General features: G+C 73.4%; 12 protein-coding genes and 1 tRNA gene. 5 read left to right on the top strand and 8 right to left on the bottom strand.

Annotation, left to right across the window (positions count from 1 at the left end):
• Position 1: 1 nt before the first annotated feature.
• From D1648_RS04660 to D1648_RS04640, 5 genes are all read right to left on the bottom strand, one after another.
• Positions 2-610 carry a TRAP transporter small permease gene (locus D1648_RS04660; protein WP_122939641.1) on the bottom strand — a complete coding sequence of 203 codons (609 nt, stop codon included), beginning with the start codon at positions 608-610 and terminating at the stop codon, positions 2-4.
• Positions 607-1,680: a TRAP transporter substrate-binding protein gene (locus D1648_RS04655; RefSeq protein ID WP_122939640.1), complete on the bottom strand. Its 1,074-nt coding sequence runs from the start codon at positions 1,678-1,680 to the stop codon at positions 607-609. Before D1648_RS04655 ends, D1648_RS04660 begins: the two co-directional genes overlap by 4 nt.
• A gap of 289 nt (positions 1,681-1,969) precedes the next feature.
• Positions 1,970-3,607, bottom strand: coding sequence for a chaperonin GroEL (gene groL, locus D1648_RS04650; protein WP_122939639.1), 1,638 nt, complete (start codon positions 3,605-3,607; stop codon positions 1,970-1,972).
• 301 nt (positions 3,608-3,908) lie between these two features.
• Positions 3,909-4,493 (bottom strand): LytR C-terminal domain-containing protein, encoded by a 585-nt coding sequence (locus tag D1648_RS04645; RefSeq protein WP_122939638.1) that lies wholly within the window; start codon positions 4,491-4,493, stop codon positions 3,909-3,911.
• Positions 4,494-4,556: 63 nt separating this feature from the next.
• Positions 4,557-4,919, bottom strand: coding sequence for a DUF3263 domain-containing protein (locus D1648_RS04640; RefSeq protein WP_241155354.1), 363 nt, complete (start codon positions 4,917-4,919; stop codon positions 4,557-4,559).
• A 69-nt stretch (positions 4,920-4,988) separates the two neighbouring features.
• On the opposite strand from D1648_RS04640, the gene D1648_RS04635 reads away from it, so the two are divergent.
• Together D1648_RS04635 and D1648_RS04630 are read left to right on the top strand one after the other, a co-directional pair.
• Positions 4,989-5,666 (top strand): uracil-DNA glycosylase, encoded by a 678-nt coding sequence (locus D1648_RS04635; RefSeq protein WP_122939637.1) that lies wholly within the window; start codon positions 4,989-4,991, stop codon positions 5,664-5,666.
• Between the two features lie 299 nt (positions 5,667-5,965).
• Positions 5,966-7,318 (top strand): hypothetical protein, encoded by a 1,353-nt coding sequence (locus D1648_RS04630; RefSeq protein WP_122939636.1) that lies wholly within the window; start codon positions 5,966-5,968, stop codon positions 7,316-7,318.
• A gap of 264 nt (positions 7,319-7,582) precedes the next feature.
• Here D1648_RS04630 and D1648_RS04625 read toward each other — a convergent pair.
• The 3 genes from D1648_RS04625 to D1648_RS04615 all read right to left on the bottom strand — a co-directional run bounded on the left by D1648_RS04625 (position 7,583) and on the right by D1648_RS04615 (position 10,745).
• Positions 7,583-7,654 (bottom strand) — tRNA-Thr (locus tag D1648_RS04625).
• 73 nt (positions 7,655-7,727) lie between these two features.
• On the bottom strand, positions 7,728-8,552 hold the full coding sequence (locus tag D1648_RS04620) for a thioredoxin domain-containing protein (RefSeq protein WP_122939635.1): 825 nt from the start codon (positions 8,550-8,552) through the stop codon (positions 7,728-7,730).
• Between the two features lie 126 nt (positions 8,553-8,678).
• Entirely contained in the window at positions 8,679-10,745 is a 2,067-nt protein-coding gene (locus D1648_RS04615) for a serine/threonine-protein kinase (RefSeq protein WP_122939634.1), read from the bottom strand.
• Positions 10,746-10,928: 183 nt separating this feature from the next.
• On the opposite strand from D1648_RS04615, the gene D1648_RS04610 reads away from it, so the two are divergent.
• The 3 genes from D1648_RS04610 to D1648_RS04600 all read left to right on the top strand — a co-directional run bounded on the left by D1648_RS04610 (position 10,929) and on the right by D1648_RS04600 (position 14,963).
• A complete protein-coding gene (locus tag D1648_RS04610) occupies positions 10,929-11,606 on the top strand; it encodes an AIM24 family protein (RefSeq protein WP_122939633.1) in 678 nt (225 codons plus the stop codon).
• Positions 11,607-11,668: 62 nt separating this feature from the next.
• The gene (locus tag D1648_RS04605) at positions 11,669-13,939 is read left to right on the top strand and encodes a circularly permuted type 2 ATP-grasp protein (protein WP_164518582.1); all 2,271 of its coding nucleotides are present in this window, start codon (positions 11,669-11,671) and stop codon (positions 13,937-13,939) included.
• Positions 13,932-14,963 carry a transglutaminase family protein gene (locus D1648_RS04600; protein ID WP_241155353.1) on the top strand — a complete coding sequence of 344 codons (1,032 nt, stop codon included), beginning with the start codon at positions 13,932-13,934 and terminating at the stop codon, positions 14,961-14,963. The genes D1648_RS04605 and D1648_RS04600 overlap by 8 nt, the downstream gene beginning before the upstream one ends.
• Positions 14,964-15,098 lie beyond the last annotated feature (135 nt).

Raw genomic sequence — 15,098 nt, 5'->3', positions numbered from 1 at the left:
CTCAGGCCCCCTTCTGCTCGGTCGGCGACGTGGGGGAGGCGGGAGAGGCCGGGGTGACCGCCTCGGCGTGCTCGGTCCCCTCCGCGCCGACGGACGCCGCCTCGAGCGCGGCCTCCGACTGGGCGTCGTCGCCGCCGAGCAGGTCCTCGCCGCGCACGGCGCGCACGAGATCCTCGGCCGCGAACAGCGCGATCAGCACTCCCGCGATCGGAAGGGCCAGGTACATCTGCCCCACGCTCACCGGCAGGCCCGGGATCGCCTGGTCCCAGGAGATCGCCATGCCGCGGATCCCGCCCCAGACCAGGCCCAGCAGCGCGAAGGCGAGGATCGAGACCTCGACGAGCACGGACGTGCCCCGCTGCGCGGGGCGCGGCAGCAGGCGGGCGAAGAAGTCCACCGCCACGTGGCCCCGCTCCCCGAACACCATCGCGACGGAGAAGAGCACCAGCCAGATGAACAGGTACTGGGAGACGGTGGTGGTCCAGCCGCTGGGCGAGGCCAGCACCTGGCGCGTGAACACCTGCCACATCACCACCAGCACGAGCACCACGAACAGCGCGATGCTGATCCAGGTCAGGCCCTGGACGATCCTCCTGCGCGGCGCGGTCATCGCTGAACCCCCATGTCGTCGGCGAGCGCGCGCACGCGCTCGTACAGGTCCTCGTCCTCGGGGCTGTCCAGGAAGGAGCGCCCCACCTCCTCGATCGCCGGGGTGAACGCCTCGGGGTCGGGCTCGGTGATCTCCACTCCCGCGTCCTTCATCGCCTCGGTGCTGGAGTCGGTCTCCTGCGCCCACAGGCGCACGAACTCCTCCTGCGCAGCGGTGAACGTCGTGCTGAAGGCCTCCTGGTCGGCCTCCTCCATCTGCGCGATCCGGTCCACGTTCGCCATCACGTAGTCCAGCCCCACGAGGTGGTTGGTGAGCGTGAAGAACGGGGCGATCTCGTAGTGGCGCTGGGTCACGTAGCTGACCTCGTTGTTCTCGGCGCCGTTGAGCACCCCGGCCTGCAGCGCGGTGTACACCTCGCCGTAGGCCATCGGGGTGGGCGAGGCGCCGAGCGCGCGGGTCAGCTCCATGAACACGTCGGACTCCTGGACGCGGATCTTCAGGCCGCGGAGGTCCTCGGGGCTCTCGATCGGGCCGCGGTCAGTGTAGACGTGGCGGGAGCCCTGGGTGAAGCCGCCCAGCACGCGCAGGCGCCGCTCGTCCTCGAGGGAGCTGAACAGCTCCCCCACGATCGAGTCGTCCTTCAGCACGGCCGTCTGGTGCTCGATGTCCACGAAGGCGCCGGGCAGGTTCAGCGGCCGGAAGGCCATCGAGAGGTTCTCGACCTGCGGTGCGGAGATCACGGCCATGTCCACGCTGCCGTCGGAGACGAGCTGGACGACCTCCTGCTGCGCGCCGAGCGCCTCGTTGGCGTAGACGCGCGCACCCCAGCGGCCGTCGGTCGCCTCGGCGAGCTGCTCGCCGAACCAGGTCAGCGCGATATAGCTGGGGTGGCTCTCCGTCTGGTTCAGGGAGATCGTCAGGATCTCCTCCACGTCGGTGGCGGCGCCGGCGTCGTCCGGCGTGCAGCCGCCGAGCGCGAGCGCCCCGGCGCCTAGCAGTGGGATCCCGGTCAGCAGCGCTCGTCGACCCGGCCGTGGGCCCGGTGGCCTCGGGGTCGTCCTCGACCTCATGCGTTCCTCCTCCTCAAGGCGTCGAGGAGTCGGATCACGGCGTCCTCGACGAGTACGCCGTCATCATCGCCGTGGCTTCCCGAGTCCGCCTCCTCTTGCCGGAGGTTTCCCGGGCGGTCGTCACCGGGCGGCGAGCACATCGCGGATCGCTGCGAGCGTGGCGTCGGCGACCGACGGAGAGCCACCGAGGGAGGAGGGGACGACGACACCGTCGACGAGAACGAGCCCCGACCCTCCGCAGAGGATCGGGGCTCGTCGCGCTCGGGAGGAGCGGCAGGTGATCAGGAGATCACATCATGCCGCCCATGCCTCCCATGCCGCCCATGTCGCCGCCGCCGGCGGCCGGGGCCTCGGGCTCCGGCTTGTCGGCCACGACGGCCTCGGTGGTCAGGAACAGGCCCGCGATGGACGCCGCGTTCTGCAGCGCGGAGCGGGTGACCTTGACGGGGTCGATGATCCCGGCCGCGACCAGGTCCTCGTACCCGCCGGTCGCGGCGTTCAGGCCCTGGCCCACGGGGAGACCCTTGACCTTCTCCGCCACGACGCCGCCCTCGAGGCCGGCGTTGACCGCGATCTGCTTGAGCGGGGCCTCGATGGCGACCTTGACGATGTTGCCGCCGGTCGCCTCGTCGCCCTCGAGGGAGAGCGAGCCGAAGGTGTCCGCACCGGCCTGCAGCAGCGCGACGCCGCCACCGGCGACGACGCCCTCGTCCACGGCGGCCTTGGCGTTGCGCACCGCGTCCTCGATGCGGTGCTTGCGCTCCTTGAGCTCGACCTCGGTCGCGGCGCCGGCCTTGATGACGGCGACGCCGCCGGCCAGCTTCGCGAGACGCTCCTGGAGCTTCTCGCGGTCGTAGTCCGAGTCGGAGTTCTCGATCTCGGTGCGGATCTGGGAGACGCGGCCGGCGATGCGGTCGGCGTCGCCGGAACCCTCGACGATGGTGGTCTCGTCCTTGGTCACGACGATCTTGCGGGCCTGGCCGAGCTGCTCGAGACCGGCGGTCTCGAGCTTGAGGCCGACCTCCTCGGCGATGACCTGGCCGCCGGTGAGGATCGCCATGTCCTCGAGCATCGCCTTGCGGCGGTCGCCGAAGCCGGGGGCCTTGACGGCCACGGACTTGAAGGAGCCCTTGAGCTTGTTGACCACGAGCACCGCGAGGGCCTCGCCCTCGACGTCCTCGGCGATGATCGCCAGCGGCTTGCCGGCCTGGATGACCTTCTCCAGCAGCGGCAGCAGGTCCTTGACGGAGGAGACCTTGGAGGAGAGCAGGAGGATGTAGGGATCCTCGAGCACGGTCTCCTGACGCTCGGCGTCGGTGACGAAGTACGGCGAGATGAAGCCCTTGTCGAAGCGCATGCCCTCGGTGAGCTCCAGCTCGAGGCCCATGGTGTTGGACTCCTCGACCGTGATCACGCCCTCCTTGCCGACCTTGTCGAGGGCCTCGGCGATGAGCTCGCCGATGGCCTCGTCGGCCGCGGAGATGGCGGCGGTGGAGGCGATCTGCTCCTTGGTCTCGATCTCCTTGGCCTGCTTGAGCAGGGTCTCGGAGACCGCGGCCACGGCCTGGTCGATGCCGCGCTTGAGCGCGATCGGGTTGGCGCCCGCGGCGACGTTGCGCAGGCCCTCCTTGACCAGGGCCTGGGCGAGGACGGTGGCGGTGGTGGTGCCGTCGCCGGCGATGTCGTCGGTCTTCTTGGCGACCTCCTTCACCAGCTCGGCGCCGATCTTCTCGTAGGGATCGTCGAGCTCGATCTCCTTGGCGATCGACACGCCGTCGTTGGTGATGGTGGGGGCGCCCCAGGACTTCTCGAGCACGACGTTGCGGCCCTTGGGGCCGAGGGTGACCTTGACGGCGTCGGCGAGCTGGTTCATTCCCCGCTCGAGGCCGCGCCGGGCCTCCTCGTCGTAAGAGATGAGCTTGGCCATTGTGGAATCTCTCCCGTGTCTGTGATGTCCACCCGACCCAGTGCCCGCGACGGACGGGAGCCGACGTCGTGTTCATGTCCCACGGCGCCGACGCCCTCACGGGGCCGGAATGTTCAGGGCCCAGTGCGCGGGGGCTGTCACTCCCGTGCACCGAGTGCCAGCTCATCATAAGCACTCTGACCCCGAGAGTGCTAACCCTCCGCGCGGAGCGGACACGGCGCGTCGGCGCCGCCCGGCCGGGACGCGGACGCGCCGCCCCTCCGCAGGGAGGAGCGGCGCGTCGAGGCGGCGTCGGGAGAGGTCAGCCCTCGCCGCCCTCGTCCCCGCCGTCGCCCGGCTCGGTGACGGCGACGAAGGTCACGCGCGCCTCGTACTCGTCGCTCTGGCTGGCGTCCCCGGCGCCGACCTGCTGGGCGAGCGCCTGGGCGGTGTCCGCGTCGGCCTCATCGCGGTAGTAGACGACGGCCTCCTGCTGGGGGGTGTCGGCGGTGGCGACGCTGACGTCCTCCCAGCCCTGCCCCTCGAGCTCGTCGCTCCAGGTGCCGGCCAGGCCGTTGATGCCGCCGGCGTTGATCACCTGGACGGGCACCGAGAGATCCGGCTCGGGGGCCTCCTCCTCGGAGTCGCCTCCCTCGTCGGAGCCCTCGCTCTGCTCCGTCTCGGAGGCGGTGGTCGGGTCGGCGGCGCGGTCGTCGCCGTCGCCGCCCATCCCGCCGATCACGAAGAGCAGCACCACGAGCATCACCACGGCTGCGCCGATGATGATGATGTACAGCAGGTTCTCCCGCCAGAAGGGGAGCTCGGCACGGTGGGCGCCGTGGAAGGTGACGGCGTCCGCCTCGTCGTCGAATCGGTCCGGCGGGTAGGGATACTGGGAATCAGCCACGGCCCCATTAAACCTGCTCGACCCGATCCGGGGGCGGAGCACACGCCCCGGCGCGGTGATGGCTCAGGCCACGCGGTGGTCGCCGCCCGCGCCGCCGTCCTCGGAGGTGCGTCGGGCGCGCAGCCGGTTCACGACCGCGGGGGCCGCGCGCAGCGCCGCGGGATCGTCCAGCAGGGCGTTCAGCCGCACGTAGTAGGCGACCTTGGACAGCCCGATCTCCTCGCGGATCGCCCGCTCCTTCGCACCGACGTAGCGGAAGGTGCGCCCCTCGAGCGCGAGGATCCGGCGGTCGCGCTCGCTCAGCGATCCCTGCGGCCCCGGCAGCGCGACGTCCGACGGCGCGGCGCCCGGCTCGACGGCGCCCGAGACGGCGGCGCCGGCGGCTCGTCCGTCGTCGCGTGCGGGCTCGGAGGGAGTGGCGGGCATGCTCCGAGGCTACGCACTCACGGGCGGCCCCCCGCGCCACCACGCCGCCGAGGGTGATTGACTTCCCCCATGCCCGCTCCCCTGTCCCGGACCATCGCCCCCGACTGGGCCGAAGCCCTCGCGCCGGTCGAGGACCGCATCCACGCGCTCGGCGACTTCCTTCGCGAGGAGGTCGGTGCAGGCCGCGGCTACCTCCCCGCCGGGGACGCGGTGCTGCGCGCCTTCACCCGGCCGCTGTCCGAGGTGCGGGTGCTGATCGTGGGCCAGGACCCCTACCCCACCCCCGGCCACCCGATCGGGCTGTCCTTCGCGGTCGAGCGGGACGTGGGGCCCCTCCCCCGCTCGCTGCGGAACATCTACACCGAGCTCGAGAGCGATCTGGGGATCCCGCCCGCCGCCCACGGGGACCTCACCTCCTGGCAGGACCAGGGCGTGCTGCTGCTGAACCGGGTCCTGACCGTCACCCCCGGCGCTCCGGCCTCGCACCGGCGCCGCGGCTGGGAGGAGGTGACCGAGCACGCGCTGCGCGCCCTGGTCGCCCGCGGCGGCCCCCTGGCGGCGATCCTGTGGGGGCGCGACGCCCAGTCGCTGATCCCGCTGCTGGGCGAGGTACCGCATGTCGCGAGCCCGCATCCGAGCCCGCTGTCGGCCTCGCGCGGATTCTTCGGCTCCCGGCCCTTCTCCCGGGTGAACTCCCTGCTCGAGCAGCAGGGCTCCGCCCCCATCGACTGGCGCATCCCGGACTGAGGGACGGGCTGGTGTTCCGCCGCCCCGGGAAGTCGGATCCGTCACGGTTCTCGAGACCCCGGTCACACCGCGGGAGCGGGGCGCGGGGCGCTCTCCGTGCCGGCGGGTCCGTGCAGGTCAGCCCCGGCCGGCGGTGCGGCGGGGCACGGCCCCGGTCCGGCCGGTGACCTGCGGGTCACCGTTCCGCAGGGCCGCCGCGCAGCGCCTCGGCGCACTCCCGTGTGCCATTCTCATGGGTCGGCAGGCCCCCGCGCGAGCCGCGGGAGTCCTTCCGGGACCCGTAAGGAAGGGAGAGCACGGTGGCAGAGCACCGTTCGACGGCGGAGGAGGCGGCTGATCCGGGCACGAGCCCGGAGCGTCTTCTCGAGCTCACCGAGAAGCACCCCCAGCTGCACCGGCTGATCGTCACGAACCCCTCGACGCCCGAGGTCGCGCGCCAGTGGATCCTGGCCACGAACCGGTGGGCGCAGCAGGCCTACGAGGCCGACGCCGCGCCCTCGGGCGGAGACGGCACGCAGGACGGCTCGGAGCGCAGTGCAGAGGACATCGCCGAGGCGCCCGACGACGGCGCCTCCCCCGAGGACGCCGACCTCGACCAGGGCGAGCCCACCCAGCTCCACCAGGTCGTGCCCGACGTGGACCCGGCACCGCAGGACCAGCCCGATGAGGCCGTCTCGGCCTGGGGCGAGTACCCCGAGGAGCTCGTCTGGGGCACCTCCAGGGCCGCTGGTGCCGGGGCTGCCGTTGCCGGGAATGCCGCCGCCGAGGCCACCGACGCGCAGGACAGCTCGACCCCGCCCCCGGCCCCGCCCGTGCCACAGGCACCCGCCGCGCAGACCTCGCCGAGCCAGAGCTCGCCCTCCTCCTCGGTGCGCCTGTCCCCGAAGGCGTCCGTGGTCCCGCTCGGCGCGGCCGAGACGCCCGCGGCGGCCCACGAGCCCACCGCGCAGCAGGCTCCGACCGCCGCGCACGAGCCTCAGCCGGGCTACGGCGCCGCGGCGTACGGCTACGGCTCCGCGGCGGCCTCCGCCGCCCCGTCGGCCCCCGCGGGCCCGCCGTCCGGCGAGGAGGACGACGCCGACGACGGCAGCCGGAAGAAGGCGTGGATCGCCTGCGGCGGCTGCCTCGTGCTCGCCCTGGTGCTCCTGGCCGTGATCGGCCTCGGCGCCCGTGCGCTGCTCTCCCCTCCGGACGAGGAGCAGTACACGCGGGACAGCTCGACCACCAGCGCCGAGTCCGCACCCCAGGAGACCACCGAGGAGCCGACGGAGGAGGAGACCACCGAGGAGGACCCGGTCTCCCCCGCCCCCGACGGCGCCCTGGAGATGGACGAGCTGCGCTCCCCCACCGGGAACATCAGCTGCCGGCTCGAGGAGGACTCCGCCTCCTGCTCGGTCGAGGACCGCGACTTCTCCGACGCCGGGCTCGAGGATTGCGAGGACGGCCCGTTCTCCCTCACCGTCGCCGACGAGGACGCCGGCCGCGCCTGCGGCGAGTCCTTCCTCAGCGACTCCGCGGACACCCTCGAGTACGACAGCAGCGCCGTCCGTGGCGACATGGCGTGCACGAGTCGCTTCGACGGGATGACCTGCTGGAACACCATGACCGGGCATGGCTTCACGGTGAACCGGGTCTCCTACGACACCTTCTGACCCCGCCTCGGTCCCGCCGCCCGGGCGGCGGGCGGACCCGGTCGATTCCGCGTCCTGACCAGCACTGTCAGGGGGTTGGCATACCGTTGCCTGCACCTCGAGGACTCGTCGCCGCTGCCTCCATGTCGCCGTCGGGCCGATGGTGACATGAGGTGGCGATATAGCCAGCTCGTGTCGCCATGGGCCCGCGCACGACAGCCGCTGTCGCCAGGCGCCGGTCGAGGACGGCACCGCCCGGAGGTGCATCTGCGCAGGTCAGATGAGAGCTGGAGACGAGATTCGAACTCGCAACCGCCTGTTTACAAGACAGGTGCGCTACCGTTGCGCCACTCCAGCGAACAGGGGACCGACCGCGCGGCGGACGGTCCCCTGAGAGTGTAGAGGCCCGCAGGCCTCGGCGGCGTCAGGGTCAGCCCTCGCCCCCGTCGGAGGCGCCTCCGCCGTCGGAAGGAGCCGCCTCACCGCCGGCCGCCAGGACGGCCTCGCGCAGGGCGCCCTCCTGGGACCACTGGTCCGAGCCGAAGGCCTCCCCGTCGATCTCGACGTACGGGGTGCCGCCGCCGACCTCCGAGCCGTAGGGGTCCACGACCTGGCGCACCCACGACTGGTAGGTCTTCGCGCTCATGCAGGACTGCACCTCGTCGGAGGCACCGGCCTCCTGGGCGTAACCCCAGATCTCGTCGTCGGTCAGGCCCGCGCTGCCCTCGGCGGGCTGGTTGGCGAACATGAGCTGCTGGAATCCGAGGACGTTGTCGGGATCGTCCTCCCACACGCAGGCGAGCGCATTCGCGGAGCGGGAGGAGTAGTCGCCGGTGGTGGAGGCGGAGTCCAGGAAGCGGCGCGGCACCAGGTGGACCGTCGCCTCCTCGTCCTCGACGATCTGCTCGATGTCCTCGCCGTTGATGTCCTCGAACTGCCCGCACACGGGGCACATGAAGTCGAGATGGATCTCGAGGACGGGCTTGCCCGAGTCCTCGGGCGCGCCGATCGGGAGATAGGGCTGGTCCTCGGCCACGCCCTCGGGCGTCGCGACGGGGCCGGCCGGCTGCATCTGGCGGTAGATGAACAGGCCCGCGGCGGCGACCAGCACCAGCGCGACGACGGTGACCGCCGCGATCACGACGGTGCGGACGGTGCGCTGACGCTTGAGCTCCGCCTGGCGCTGGGCACGCAGCGCCTCGCGCTGCGCTTCACGACGCTCCTGCGCCGACTGGGACGGACCGGACGCGGCCATGGGATCTCCTCGTCGCCCCGGGGCCGGGGCAGCGGTGGGTGGTGGGTCGTGGCGAGTTTAGCGGCCGCTTCCTGGACGTCCCCGGAGGGATGGGCGGTCTCGCTCACCGGGCACGGGCCGCTCGGGTCAGCTCCTCCACAGGGCGATGTCGTCCAGCCGCGGCCCCTGCGGGAAGGGCAGGTAGTCGACCATCCCCTCGCGTGTGAACAGCGCGAAGGCGATCGCGCCGAGCAGCAGCAGGAGCAGCACGAGCACGATCGCGCCCCACAGCAGGTCGGGCGCCGCCGCATCCATCATGCGGTGGGCGCCGTCGCGGGTGGTGCGGCTGCCGATGCCCACCCAGGTGATCAGCAGCGTGATCGCCATCGCCGTGGCGAAGGGGACCCCGTCGGGCGGCGGAGCGCCCTGCAGGAGGGTCCAGCCCGCGTCCAGCGCCACCCCCACGAGGAGGCCCAGGATCAGCGGGAACAGCGCCTGCAGCACGATCTCCAGCAGGCCCAGCAGGAAGCGGAAGGGGCTGGCGACCCCTGCCGTCCACAGCGGGCCGGAGCCGGCGGCGCCGCGCATCCGCTGCGCGGCGATGCTGCGGTGGCTGCGCTCCCAGGTGCGGGCGAGGGCGCCGAGCAGGAGCAGCATCGCCAGGGAGATGTAGGGGGCGAGGGCGGCGAGGGCGACGAGCAGCAGGTGCCCCGTCCACACCAGGAGGGACCGACGGGGCGGCAAGGGCGGCGCGGCCCAGACCCCCTGCTGCGGCGGCATGCCCTGCTGGGGCGCCATCTGCGCGCCGTCCTGGGCGGGCCACTGCCCGGCGTGCTGGGGCCGCGTCTGCGGGGACGGCATCTGCTGCGCGACAGGGTGCTGCTGCGCAGGCACCGCGCCGTACGGGGACGCCGCCTCGCGCGGCGCGGTCTGCGGCTGCGGCGACGGTGCGCCGTGCGCGCCGGTCGTCCCCACGGGACCGGCCGGCGGCGGGACCACCGGCAGGGCCCGGGTCGGGGTGTCCATCACGGGGATCACCTCGGTGGGCGGCTCCACGGGGGTCGTGAACCGGGGCAGCGCCTCGGTGGGGGGCTCTGACGGGGTCGCCGCCCGGGGCAGCGCCTCGGTGGCCGCTCCCCCGGCGGGCAGGGCCTCGGTCGCCCCCGCCTCGCTCGCCGCGCCGGTCGCGTCCGCTCCCTCGCGCGCACCGGGGTCGGCGGGCGTGGCCGCGCCGGCCGCCGGGGCGCCGTCGGCCCCGAGGGCGGGCAGCACCTCGGTGCGGGACCCGGTCTCGAGGGCCTCGGTCTCGCCCGGGTCGTCGTAGCGGGAGAGGTCGAGCTCGGCCAGGCGGGCGAGGAGCTCCTCGGGCGTCGCGCGCTGCGCGGGGTCGGCGTGCAGGGCGGAGCGCAGCCAGGCGCCGAGCTCGGTGGGCACGCCCTCGACGTCGATCTCGCCGCGATCCGCGCGCAGGAAGACGAGGTCGGCGCGGCCGCTGCCGAAGGGCTCCCGTCCCGTCGCGGCGAAGGCGAGCACCGCCGCCCAGGACCACCAGTCCCCCGCCTCGCCGGTGTGGTCGGTGCGCACCACCTCCGGGTCGAGATAGGCGGCCGTGCCCATCACGAGCCCGGTGGAGGTCAGACGCGACTCCTCCGCCGCGGTCGCGATCCCGAAGTCGATGATCACGGGATCCAGCCCGTCGCCGTCGGGGTCGTAGCCGACGAGGTCCTCCTCCGCCGCGCCGCGCAGCATGACGTTGCCGGGCTTGAGGTCGCGGTGGATCACGCCGGCGCCGTGGATCTCCCGCAGCGTCTCCCCCAGCAGCAGGCCCACCTCGCGCACCGCCTCGGGATGCAGCCCGCCGTGGGCGCGCACCGCGTCGTCGAGCGTCGGCCCCGGGATGAACTCGGTGACCACGAAGGCGTCGGAGGACTCGAGCTCCGCGTCGAGGATCCGCGCGATGCTGCCGTTGCGCACCCGCTGCTGGGATGCGACCTCGCGGGCCAGCCGTTCCCGGGCGCGCGGGTCGTCGGCGATCTCGTGGCGCAGCAGCTTGATCGCGACGTCGTTGCCGTCGGCGTCGCGACCGCGGTAGACGATCCCCATCCCGCCGGCGCCGATCCGGCCGAGGACCTCGTAGCCGGAGTCCTCGGCGAGCGCCTCGAGCCGCGGGTCGACGGCGGCCGGGGAGCGGCGATGCGTGGGGGAATCTGACATGGGCCCCATGCTACGAGGCCCGGTCCGGCGCGGAGCTGGCTTCACCGCTCCCCCACAGGGTCCTCGAATCCCCGCCGGATGCGCGGGCCGTCGCCGCGCCTCCATGGCGTGTCCTCCCGTGAGAGGATCCCTGCGCGGCACGGCGGGTGCCGTGCACGTCACGGATCGACGAGAAGAGGGGCCATGCGCTCGCACCTGTTCGACGCCTCCCACCAGGAGCGCCAGACCGACGACCGCTGGACGCTGCAGTCCCCGAAGATGCTGCGCTGCGCGCTGACCCCGCAGTCCCCGGAGATCATCTCCGCCGCGGGCGCGATGGTCGCCTACCAGGGGCAGATGGACTTCTCCTACCAGGGCTCCGGCGGCGGGATGAAGCTGCTGAAGAAGATGGCCACCGGCGAGGGCGCGAACATGATGCGCACCCGGGGGCACGGCGAGATCTTCTACGCCCGGCAGAACAGCCAGATCTTCCTCGTCCAGCTCGAGGGCGAGGCGCTGACCCTGAACACCTCGAACATGCTCGCCTTCGACAGCTCGATCCAGTGGGACATCCGCTCCCTGGGCGGCGCGGGCTTCATGGCCGGCGGGCTGTTCAACCTGTTCCTGCAGGGGCAGGGCATGGTCGCGATCACCTCCGACGGGCCGCCGATGCTGCTGGACTGCTCCCGCCAGCCCACCTTCGTGGACCCGCAGGCCGCGGTGTGCTGGTCCGCGAACCTCCAGCCGCAGATCAAGAACGACTTCAAGATGGGCTCGCTGATCGGTCGCGGCTCCGGGGAGTCCTTCCAGCTCGGCTTCCACGGTCCGGGCTTCGTGGTGGTCCAGCCCTCCGAGGGCACTCCGGTCGTCGCGAGCTCCTGAGCCGCCGGGCGGGCCAGGACCGGCTGGACACCGCGTCGAGGCACCGTGTCTACGATGTCCCGGTGACCATCACACCCCCGCCGACGCTGGACGAGGAGCTCTCCGCCCTCGGCCCCGCGGGTCGACGCCGGGCGGCCTCGAGCGCGGCGGCGATGTTCGCCTCGGACGTCTCGGTCCCCTCCCCCGCCCTCGACCCGGTGCCCGTCGTGCTCGGGGCGGAGGCGTGGCAGGCACTGACGGCCGGGCTCGTCCAGCGGGTACGTCTGCTGGATGCGCTGCACGCGGACCTCTACGGGCCGCGCACCGTGCTGTCCGCCGAGGTCGCCCCCGTCGCGGAGCTGCTGGCGGACCCGGCCTACCTGCGCCCCGCGGTGGGGATCCCCGCCCGCGGCACGCATCATCTCTTCGCCGTGACCACCACCGTCTCCCGCACCGCGGAGGGCGGCTGGGTGGCGCACGAGGACACGGTCGACGTGCCGAGCGGGGCGGGCCTCGCCCTCGAGCTGCGCCGGGTCCTCTCCCGCTGCGCGCCGACGCTGTACCGCAGCACCGCGATGCGCCGCCTCCACCCCTACTTCGACCATCTGCGCTCCTCCTTCCATCAGCGCACCCGCGCCGACGGCCGCTCCGGTCGCGCCGTCGTGCTGGCCGACGACGGCGAGGAGCCGCTGGCCGCCTTCGACCACAGCTGGCTGGCGAACCTGCTCGGCGCTCCCACGGTGACGGTCGGGGACCTGCGCGCCGGCGGCGAGGCGCTGACCCTGCGGCTGCCGGGGCTCGACTCCGCCCCGGGCGACGCGATCGACGCGGTGCTGCGGCTGGTCCCCTCGCCGCTGCTGGACCCGCTCGACCTCGGCCCGACGCCGCTGGGCGGGGTGACGGGCCTGGTGGAGGCCGCGCGCAGCGGCGACGTGATGCTCGTGAACCCGCTCGGCGCCGGGCTGCTGGAGAATCCTGCCCTGCGCGAGGCGCTGCCGGACCTGTGCCGGCAGATGCTCCACGAGGACCTGCTGCTGCGGCCCGCTGCCGCCGAGGTCGCGCCGGCGCTCTGGCCCTCGCTGGACCCGTCCGGCGGCGAGGAGCTCGTCGGCCGGCCCGTGCGGCTGAGCCTCGTGGTGATGGCGGGCCAGGACGGCTTCGAGGTGCTGCCCGGCGGGATCGCCCGCACGGTCGACGAGGGCCCGGAGGCCCTCAAGGACGTCTGGGTCGCGGTGCCGGAGTCCGCTGCGGTCCCCGACGAGGAGGCCGACGGGCGCTCGTTCCCGGAGCAGGCGATGCTGCGCCCCACGGCCTCCGCCTTCCCGACCATGACCCGCTCGGTCGGCTCCGACCTGTTCTGGTTCGGCCGCTATCTCGAGCGGGTCGACGCCACCGCCCGGCTGCTGCGCACCGTGCTGGACGCCTCCAACGACCTCGACGCCGAGCGCAGCCGCAGCGCCGGCACCGCCCGGACGGTGCTGCTGCGAGCGGTCACCGAGGTCACCACCACCTACCCCGGCTTCGTCGAGCTGGACCTCGGCGACGGGGAAGCGGTGCGCACCGAGATCGAGAGCCTGCTGACCGATGCGGCCCGGCCCGGCTCCCTCGCCCAGTCCTCCGCTGCACTCGCCCACACCACCCGCTCCCTGCGCGATCTGTTCTCCGACGACGTGTGGCCGGTGTTCACCAGGATGCGGATGCGCACCCGCGGCGGGCTCCCGGAGCACCGCCCCCTCGAGCAGCACCCCCTCGAGGAGCGGCTGAGCGCCGTCGTGGACGGCTGCCTGACGCTCTCGGGCGCGGTCGCCGACGCGATGCCGCGGGATCTCGGCTGGGACCTGACCGAGATCGGCCGCAAGATCGAGCGGACGATGACCCTGCTGACCCTGCTGCGCGCGACCCTCGGCCGTCGCCGCACCCGCTCGGCGGAGGAGCGGATAGCCGGGGCTGTCGCGCTGATCACCGAGTCCAGCGCCTCCTACCGCCGTGCCTATCACGCGGCCGTGCAGCCGGAGCTGCTGGTCGAGCTGCTGCTCAGCGACACGACGCTGCCGCGCTCGATCGCCTTCCAGCTCGATCGGCTCGGGCAGGCCCTGGACCGTCTGCCGGAGCCGGCCCCGTCCCCTGATCTGCGCGCCCCGATGTCGGCGCTGCGCGCGCGCCTGGCCGGCTGGGAGCCGGCCGAGCTGCTCGGCCCGCTGCCCGGTGCGACGCCCGACGACGGCGTGCCCACCGCACTGCTGGCGGAGGTCGACGCGGCCACCGCCTCGCTGCGCGAGCTCGCCACCGCGCTCGAGGACCGCTTCTTCCGGCGCACGGAGGCCGCGTCACGATGGGGGGTCGACGATGTCTGAGACCACCGGCGAGACACCCGGCGGCGGCGGCGCCGCGTCGCCCGGCGGCAGCAGCGCGCGCCCGCTGATCCCGCTGCGGCACGAGGACACCCCCGCTCTCGAGCCCGTGCACTACCGGGTCCACCACCTCACCTCGTACCGCTACGCGAAGCCGGTCACCCGCAACTACGGCCGCGCCCATGTGGAGCCGCGCGCCACCCCGCATCAGCGGGTCCTCTCCCACGAGGTGGTCGTCGACCCCGCCCCGGCACGCCTGACCGCGCACACCGACTTCTACGGCAACTCCTCCACCTACCTCCTGGTGGACTCCCCGCACGAGCAGCTCGACGTGCACTCCCACGCCCGTGTCTCGGTCTCCGAGCGGCGCTATCCGCTCGAGCCCATGTCCCGCCCCTGGGAGCAGTGCACGCCCGAGCACTGGGGCGCCCCGGTGCCGGAGGCGAGCCTGGACTTCGTCCATCCCTCCCCGCGGGTCCCCGCGGGCACGGCGGCGCGGGAGATCTCCGCGGAGGTGTTCACCCCTGGCCGCGCGATCGGCGAGTGCCTCGCAGAGCTGACCGCGCTGATCCACGGCGAGTTCACCTACGACGCGCACGCCACCACCGTCACCTCGACGCTCGAGGAGGTGCTCGCCGCGCGGCACGGCGTGTGCCAGGACTTCTCGCACGTCGGGGTCGCCGCGGTGCGGGCGGCGGGGCTCGCCGCCCGCTACATCTCGGGCTACCTGCGCACCGCCCCGTCGGCCGGAGGGACGCTCGGCACCGAGCCGGCCGGGGAGATGATCGGCTCGGCCGCCTCCCATGCCTGGCTGAGCGTGCTCGTGCCGGGGACCGGCTGGGTGGACGTCGATCCCACCAACCGCACCTTCGTGGACCAGCGCTTCGTGACCACCGCCTGGGGTCGCGACTACGCGGACGTGCCGCCGCTGAAGGGCATCGTCGTCGGCCCGCCCGGTGCGACCAGCACCCTCCGCGTCGCCGTCGGCGTCGTGCCGGAGGTGCCGGGGGACGACGGCCCGCCGTGACCTAGGTCCGCCCGGCCCGCACGCCGCGGGGATACTCTGGCGCCTGGTCAGCGCACGGGAACCCGCTCGGGGGCCCCGTCGCCGGGCCCCAGGACCCCGACGCGCCCTCCGGCGCCCTCACCGAAGAAGGACTCC

The sequence above is a fragment of the Brachybacterium sp. EE-P12 genome (assembly GCF_003711805.1).
In the GTDB taxonomy this organism is placed as follows: domain Bacteria; phylum Actinomycetota; class Actinomycetes; order Actinomycetales; family Dermabacteraceae; genus Brachybacterium.
Note: the sequence above shows the minus strand (reverse complement) of the source record. Positions and strands in the feature narration are given on the sequence as shown.